Annotated in this window: 6 protein-coding genes; 3 read left to right on the forward strand and 3 right to left on the reverse strand. The window is 58.4% G+C overall.

What is annotated here, in order from left to right:
* Window positions 1-130: 130 nt before the first annotated feature.
* The gene (locus E6C55_RS30940; RefSeq protein WP_136373704.1) at window positions 131-1168 is read right to left on the reverse strand and encodes a hypothetical protein; all 1038 of its coding nucleotides are present in this window, start codon (window positions 1166-1168) and stop codon (window positions 131-133) included.
* A 134-nt stretch (window positions 1169-1302) separates the two neighbouring features.
* On the opposite strand from E6C55_RS30940, the gene E6C55_RS30945 reads away from it, so the two are divergent.
* Entirely contained in the window at window positions 1303-2157 is an 855-nt protein-coding gene (locus E6C55_RS30945; protein ID WP_136373705.1) for an alpha/beta hydrolase, read from the forward strand.
* Between the two features lie 172 nt (window positions 2158-2329).
* Window positions 2330-3127, forward strand: a complete 798-nt coding sequence (locus E6C55_RS30950; protein ID WP_136373706.1) for a Cof-type HAD-IIB family hydrolase — start codon at window positions 2330-2332, stop codon at window positions 3125-3127.
* 111 nt (window positions 3128-3238) lie between these two features.
* On the opposite strand, the gene E6C55_RS30955 is transcribed toward E6C55_RS30950, so the two are convergent.
* Window positions 3239-3643, reverse strand: coding sequence for a helix-turn-helix domain-containing protein (locus tag E6C55_RS30955; protein WP_168735971.1), 405 nt, complete (start codon window positions 3641-3643; stop codon window positions 3239-3241).
* A 270-nt stretch (window positions 3644-3913) separates the two neighbouring features.
* Here E6C55_RS30955 and E6C55_RS30960 point away from each other — a divergent pair, with 270 nt between their 5' ends.
* Entirely contained in the window at window positions 3914-4138 is a 225-nt protein-coding gene (locus E6C55_RS30960) for a hypothetical protein (protein ID WP_136373708.1), read from the forward strand.
* Between the two features lie 125 nt (window positions 4139-4263).
* Here the strand turns inward: E6C55_RS30960 and E6C55_RS30965 are convergent, their stop codons facing one another.
* Window positions 4264-5307, reverse strand: a complete 1044-nt coding sequence (locus E6C55_RS30965; RefSeq protein ID WP_136373709.1) for a GNAT family N-acetyltransferase — start codon at window positions 5305-5307, stop codon at window positions 4264-4266.
* Window positions 5308-6079: the final 772 nt, after the last annotated feature.

Here is a 6079-nt window from a genome sequence, read left to right on the forward strand (position 1 = left end):
CTCCGTATTGATGAATGGTTTCATGGATTCGTAAAACGTTTTCCTTCTCTCATTGTAAACCATTCCTGCGGAAAAGGCATACGGTTAATCTGTGCGATGTTGGCGAGTTCTTATTCGATCTGGCCGCGTTCTAGCTGCCGAGCAGCGAGCGGGCCTGCGCCTCCAGCCCGTCCCGGAACTGCTGCACCTCCGGAAGGTTCGTCTGGCCGCCGTCGTCTCCCTTGCGGAACACGTACCCGTCCGTCTTGTCCAGCACATCCAGGAACTGCTGCGCCAGCTTGGCCGTCGCCGTGTCCGGATGCTCGCTCGCGATCTTCTTGTAGAGGTCGGTAATCTCCGGCAGAATCTTGTAGGTGTTGTAGTCGAAAATCGGCGTGTTGTCGAGACCGTACAGCAGATTCGTCAGGTAGCGGAGGTAAAGCGTCGTCGCCGCTTCCTTCTCCGGCGAATCCGGATAATTCGTCACATATTGCTCCGCCGCCAGCGTGCGGCTTGCCAGTTCGTCCCACGAGATAACGAGCCCGCCGTCGGCGGCCGTCTTGTTATCCGACTCGGCGGCCAGCAGCGCGATGTAATCCTTCATGGCGGGGCTGACGTTCGCGTCGAACCGCTTCAGCTTGCCGTAATCGACCACGGGGAACACGAAGCCTTCCGCCGTCTCCAGCTTGTAGCCTCCGGCCAGCGCATCCAGCGCCATCTTGCGGGAGGCTTCGTCCTCGATCTTATTGAGCTGTTCCTCGGTGAACGTCCAATCCAGCTTCTGAAGCTGCTGCTGGAGCGCGTCCGCCTCGAAGGCGGTCTGCTGCTTCGGCAGATCGGTCTCGTACACCGCGAGAAGCTGGCGCAGCAGCTCGTCCGCCGTCTCCGCGGACACCTTGGCGATATCGGCATCCAGCGCGGCGTTCAAGTCGGCGAGAGTGGCCTGCGCTTCGATTTTTTTCTTGAAGGCGGCCGCAATCTCGGCGTCTTGGGAATCCTGGGAAGGAGCCGGCGTCGTGGCCTCCGGAGCGGATGCGGATGCGGACGGCGAGCTTGGCGCGGAAGATCCGGCTCCGTTATTATCGTTGTTGGCGCAGGCGGTCAGGCTGCCCAGAGCGAGCGCGGAAGCCATCGCGACGAGCAGAAGCTTGCGGTTTGAGCCTAACGTCTTGCCTATCATTGTATTCATGTGCATAACCTCCTCTATATAGAGAGACGGAAGGGAATCCCGGAAGGTTGCTTCCGCGGGATTGCAATTATTGGGTATTTGGGCTACAAAAGAATAGAGAAACACGGATGCGGCGAAGAGAGGAGCAAGCAAGAATGGACTATCGAGAGACGGAATGGCGAATGAGGGACGATACGCTCATGTTCGCCTGCGAGTGGCTGCCGGAGGACCCTGCGAATGCGAGGGCATTCGTCGGACTTGTCCACGGCATGGGAGAGCATTCCGGGCGCTACAGCCATGTCGCCGAGATGCTCGTACGGGAAGGCTGCATCGTCTGGGCGTTCGATCAATACGGCCACGGAAGAACGCCGGGCAAGCGGGGCCACACGCCGGACTACGACGCCCTGCTCCAAGGTCCCGAGTATCTGCTCGCCGAAACCGCGCGCCGCTATCCCGGCTTGCCGGCATTCCTCTACGGGCACAGCATGGGCGGCAACGTAACGCTGAACTACTTGCTGCGCCGGAAGCCGGCCATCGTCGGGGCGATCGTCACCGGCCCTTGGCTGAAGCTGGCCTTCAATCCGCCGCCTCTGCAAGCGATTATCGGCCGGGTTGTCGAGCGAATCTATCCACAGTATACCAACCACCGCCCGCTCGTCGCCGAACGCCTGACCTCGGACCCCGAGATGATTCGCCGCATCGCCGAAGATCCGGCCGGGCACGGCTATATTACGGCCCGCTTCTTCTTCAGCGTCAGCCGGGCCGGCCACTGGGCGATCGCGAACGCGAACAGGCTCGAGGTGCCGGTGCTGCTTATGCACGGGGATGACGACAAGGTCACCTCCCTCGAAGCCAGCCGCCAATTCGCCGAGAAGGCGGGCCGCCTCTGCAAGCTGGTCGAATGGCCCGGCTATCGCCACGAGCTGCACAACGAGTCCGAGCGCGGCGCCGTGTTCGCCGTCATCCGCCAGTGGCTGAACGAGAAGATCGAGGAATTCCACCGCAGGTAACTCGGCGACGTCGATGTTGATTCCGGTGCTGCCGCCGATGCCGGGTCCGCCGGGGCCGGGAATGGAATCCGGATGAGTTGTCGGCTCGCTCGCATATGCTTTACAATTCGGAAGGATAGAGAGGAACCGAATCGATCGACGATCGACTCGGATAAGGAGAGGAAGCTGACTTATGACGAAGTACCGCTTGATCGCGATGGACCTGGACGACACGCTGCTGACGGATGACCTCACCGTATCGGAGAAAACCCGCGAGGCGATGGCCGAAGCCATTCGGCAAGGCGTTCACCTGACAATCGCCACCGGCCGCATGTTCGCTTCCGCCAAGAGAGTGGCCGCCCAGGTCGGCCTGAACGTGCCGATCATCACCTACCAGGGCTCGCTGATCCGCAATCTGCTGGACGAAGAGGTGCTCTACGAGCGCTCCGTTCCCTATGAGAAGGTGCGCTTCCTGTACGACTACACCCGCGAGCACAAGCTGCACCTCCAGACCTACATCAACGACCAGCTCTACTCCTTCGACGACGGGGACAAGCTCGCCGCCTACGCGAAGCAATCGAGCATCCCCTACATCGTGGAGCCCGAGCTGGATCGCCTGCCGGAAGGCAATCACACGAAGCTGATCATCATCGACGACCCGGCCAAGCTGGACGCCCTGATCCCGGTCCTGAAGCCGCTGCTCGGCGACGGCGTGCACGTGACGAAGTCCAAGGCCAACTACCTGGAGTTCCTGCATCCGGAAGGAACGAAGGGGCACGCGCTCCGCTTCCTCGCCGCCCATTACGGCTTCCCGATCGAGGAGACCATCGCCGTCGGCGACGCCTGGAACGATCACGAGATGATCGAAGCCGCCGGCCTCGGCGTCGCGATGGCCAACGCCATCCCGGAGCTGAAGGCGATCGCGGACTACGTGACGCTCAGCAACAATGACGACGGCATCGCCCATGTGCTGGAGAAGTTTGTGCTGTGAATAGACGCTGATTGTCGCCATCATTGCAGCGATTAACCAAAAGAAATAGACCGCCCCTTTGCCGGGAATGCGGTCTATTTCTGATCTCATATCCGAAGCCGACCGCCACCTCTATCCCCTCTCGCCGTCGGAATGTCCTTCCGCAGGGTCATTGGGGGACGCCCCGTCTCCTTCGTTCTTCCGTTGATCCCGTCCGCGCTTCGCCTGGAGCAGACGATACATCTCCAGGCTATCGAGCAGATACTTCGCTTCCTCGTCGGTGAGCAGCTCCGCCCCGCCGTTGACGAACAGCCGATTGGTGTCTTCCTCCTCCGGCTTCGGTTCCCCGGTCAACAGCCAATCGATCGAGACCTCGTAGATGCCCGCCAGCTCCCGCAGAACTTCGTTGTCCGGTTGGGACTTGTCGTTCTCGTACTTGGAGATCGTCGTGAAGTCGATGCCCAGCTTGTTCGCGACTTGGTTCTGGGTCCATTGCTTGCCGTTGCGAGCCTGCCTCAGGCGCGATCCGAACGACATCTTCATCACCTCTTCTGCTCCCAGTATAAGAGAATCGACGAAGCTCCAACATATTCTTGAAGAAAATTCAATTTTTCGATTGAAAAAGGAATTATTTTCAATATAAAATAGAAGGACTTGAAGAATCTTCAATATCAAACATTAAAGGAGCTTTCCCATGCCCTATTGGATCTTCATGTACACCGTTCTGTTCATCCCCTGCGTTATCATCTCTATCGTTCTGGAGCTCCGGCACCGGAGACGGAATGCCGACAAGAAGGAGGAACGGCCATGATCGTTCGCTGGCTAAGACCCGATCTGCCGCCGGACGAATGGGATTGCCCCGATGTCGAGCAGTTGCTGTTCCTGCTTCGTCTCGTGCCGACGCTCTACCTGGATGGCAAACGTTACCGCTTCGCCCATGCATCGCTCCTGATCGAGCAAGGCTCGATCCGAATCGCCATCCAGGTCTCCGAGCTGCCGCCGGAAGAGAGGCTCGTTCCGAAGCTGGAGTGACCGCCGCTATGGCGGTCCGACAATTCGGCTGATTCGCAACCGCAAGAAGATCGTCCTCCGCCGGGCCCGCAGGCCCAATCGAGGGACGATCTTCTTCGCTTGACGCCGACGCTTCGGACGACCGGTTATATTCCGATTTTTTTCTCCAGCTTAAGCGCCTTAACCGTTCCTTGAGGACGAACGAACAGCTCGTTGCCGACGACTTCGTAGCCCATGTTCTCGTACAGCACAAGGTTGCGATGCACCGATTGCCGAACCATGCACGTGCTCCGGTTCATCCCCTTGGTCACGCCCATCCGCTCGATCCATTCCACAAGCATGCGGGCAAGGCCCCGCTTACGACGGCTCGGAACGACGGACAAGCGGAAGAAGGAGATGGCATCCCCATCGAACCGGTAACGAACCATCGCGGAAGGAATGTTGTCCTCGTAGACGATTGCCGCGAACTCGCTTCCGGAGGCAAGGCCTTCACGGATGCCTTCCTCGGTCTCCTCCAGAGCGCTGGACGGAGGCACCGCGGCGCGGAATTCCTCGAACGCTTCCAGCATAACCTGATGAATCGTCCCGGCGTCGTCCGGCGTCGCTTCGCGAATCTCGACGGTCGGCGCGGCGCTCGGCTTCGCCTTCGTCCGGACCGGAGCGGCTGCGGACTGTTTAACCTCCCGCTGCTGCGGCTGCGTCTCGCCGTCCGGCAGAGCCTCAGCATCGGCCGAGCGCCTTTGCTCCGCCTCCGCCCCATCCTCCGCGCCGGCCTCGTCCGGGTCGACTTCGGCTTCGACCTCGATCGGGCCTTGCTCCGCTCCGAGCTTGTCCCCTTCGCCTCTCAGGTAGTTCCGGCTCTTCCGGTTAAACAGGAACAGCAGCGTAGCGAAGGAGAGAACGAGTTGAATCATATCGATGGAGCTCAGCCACAGAATAAAGAAACACATAATAATCGTCGGCCAATACATCCGCTTCTTGATAAAGAACAAGGCCAGCGCCACCGGCAGCACGGCCATCCCGAAGTTCATGAGAACGACCGCCATGTTGGCGTCTTCGAGCTTCTCCTTGTCCATCGTGAACACTTGTCCGAATACGGCGATCATGAACGCCAGTTTGATGATGAGCAGGTATTGGGCGGTTTTGATGCTGGTTGGCTTGGTTGAGTCGAGACTGCGTGGTTTCAGCAAAGGGGAACCTCCTGGCGGTGAATGAGTTGACTTTATTATAACGTAACTCTCCGGGAAAAATCGACCATCGATCCTATAAGGCCAAAGACCCTGTTAGGGTACTACGGGCTTACGCCCGTTTGGTTGCATAACAAGCCTATTCGCGAACCCGATAACCGCTCACGAACCGCTGAATGCTGATTTATTGGCTATTCGCAATCAAGCAGCCGCTCCGGTTTCTCGCACTCCTTGTTCCGGAAGCCTTCGACTGCCCCGAACGCGGACTTTTCCTCCTGTCCGGAGACGCGCTCCTCTTCTCTCCTCTTCTCTCCTCTTCTCTCCTCTTCTCTCCTCTTCTCCGCCCATTCGGCCCCTGTTGCTCCGACACTTCAGCGATTTTATGCGGTTTTTCACATTCGTCGGCTTGATTTGGAGGGAATCGAGGCGTTTTATGTGATTTTTCGCATACATTGTGCAATTCGTGCCGGAATTGTCGCCATGGATGTGATTTTTCACATTCGCTGCCTCTCGAAGCCGTTTCTCCTCAGAATGAATGTGATTTTTCGCATAAAATCACATGAATCCCCCGCCATCAAGCTAAGCCAATGTGATTCCTCGCATAAATTCCCGGCCGCCCCCCGGCCGCGCGGCATTCAAACCGGACTTTAAGAAAAACCGTCAGGGATGAGTTCATTCCCTGACGGTCCTTTGTTTTGCGTTCCATGAGACTATTCTGCAGTTGTGCTACGGACATCCTCAATCCTGTATTCATTACCGTGTACCCCTTTGTAAT

This window comes from Cohnella fermenti (genome assembly GCF_004801405.1).
GTDB lineage: Bacteria > Bacillota > Bacilli > Paenibacillales > Paenibacillaceae > Cohnella > Cohnella fermenti.

Excerpts from the sequence above, each read along its gene's own strand:
- E6C55_RS30940 (WP_136373704.1), bottom strand. The coding sequence starts at position 1,168 with ATGAATACAATGATAGGCAAGACGTTAGGCTCAAACCGCAAGCTTCTG.
- E6C55_RS30960 (WP_136373708.1), top strand. The coding sequence starts at position 3,914 with ATGATCGTTCGCTGGCTAAGACCCGATCTGCCGCCGGACGAATGGGAT.
- E6C55_RS30945 (WP_136373705.1), top strand. The coding sequence starts at position 1,303 with ATGGACTATCGAGAGACGGAATGGCGAATGAGGGACGATACGCTCATG.
- E6C55_RS30950 (WP_136373706.1), top strand. The coding sequence starts at position 2,330 with ATGACGAAGTACCGCTTGATCGCGATGGACCTGGACGACACGCTGCTG.
- E6C55_RS30955 (WP_168735971.1), bottom strand. The coding sequence starts at position 3,643 with ATGTCGTTCGGATCGCGCCTGAGGCAGGCTCGCAACGGCAAGCAATGG.